This is a genomic window from Janthinobacterium sp. GMG1, assembly GCF_034427795.1.
In the GTDB taxonomy this organism is placed as follows: Bacteria; Pseudomonadota; Gammaproteobacteria; order Burkholderiales; family Burkholderiaceae_D; genus Janthinobacterium.
Window position 1 is genome coordinate 1 of sequence record NZ_JAXQNT010000033.1, and the last position, 1,270, is coordinate 1,270.

Genomic DNA, 1,270 nt, shown 5'->3' on the forward strand with positions numbered 1-1,270 from the left:
CGCAGCGCTCCCTCAGCTATTCGCCCCTATTCCAGGTGATGCTGTCGTTGCAGAACAATGAAGAAGAAAGCGGTTCGCTGCCTGGCCTGACGGTGTCGTCGCTGGCCGCGCAGCATCGCACGGCGCAGTTCGACCTGACGCTTGACGCCGAGGAGGAAGTGGATGGCTTGCAGCTCAGTTGGGAATACAGCACCGACCTGTTCGATGCGGCCACGGTGGCACGCTTCGCGGCCAGTTTTGAATTCCTGTTGAGCGCAATGTTGGCGCAGCTTGATGCGCCGATCTCTTCGCTGTCCTGCCTGCCGCCGGCAGAGCGATCGCGTCTGCTGGCACTGAGCGGCAAGGACGTAGCGGGATCGACTTCGCTGCTGCTGCCGGAGCGTTGCGCGCGAGTGGCGCGTCTGCATCCGGACCTGGTCGCCGTGGAAGATGGGGTGACATCGCTGTCGTACGGGGCACTGGACGTGCAGTCGAACCGGCTGGCTCATGCGCTGTTGCAGCGCGGCGTCGGGCGCGACGACTTCGTTGCGTTCTGCGTCGGGCGTAGCGTGCTGCTGCCGGTGACGGCACTGGGGATCATGAAGGCGGGAGCGGCCTATATTCCGCTGACGGCCGAGGTGCCTGTCGCCCGCGTTGCCGATATCATCACCGATGCCAAGGTGCGCTGGTTGATCGCTGACGGCGAACAGCGTCATTTGCTTTCGGGATGCGGTGCCACGGTCCTTGACCTGTCCGAGCTGCTGCTTGATGCGGCGCTGCCTGACACGGCTCCCGCGCTCGTGCTGGTGCCGGAACAGCTGGCCTATGCGACGTTTACGTCGGGAACAACCGGGCGCCCCAAAGGGGTGATGATCGAGCATGGTGGCCTGGCTGCCATCGGTGCGGCCTGGGATGACATCTACCAGTTGGCGCTGAAGGGCGACCGCTGGCTGCAGATGGCGAACGCCAATTTCGACGTATTTGCGGGGGATTTGGTGCGTACGCTCGGTTTTGGCAATACGCTGGTGATCTGTCCACGCGCGGTACTGCTCGATGCGCAGGCGCTCACCGCCTGGCTGCATGACGAACGCATCACGGCGGCCGAATTCGTGCCAGCGGTGCTGCGCGAATTATGCGCCTATCTTGAAGAGAGTGCTTCAAGCGCTCCGCCGATGCGCTTGCTGGTGGTCGGTTCGGATAGCTGGTATGGAGCCGACCAGGCACGGGTACGGGCCGCGTTCGGTGTATCGCCACGGCTGATTAATACCTATGGGGTGACTGAAGCGACCAT

1 protein-coding gene is annotated in these 1,270 nt (G+C 63.3%); it reads left to right on the forward strand.

What is annotated here, in order from left to right; translation table 11 throughout:
• The coding region (locus SJI03_RS28730; RefSeq protein ID WP_322429448.1) for an AMP-binding protein at positions 1–1,270 on the forward strand (1,270 nt) is incomplete at both ends.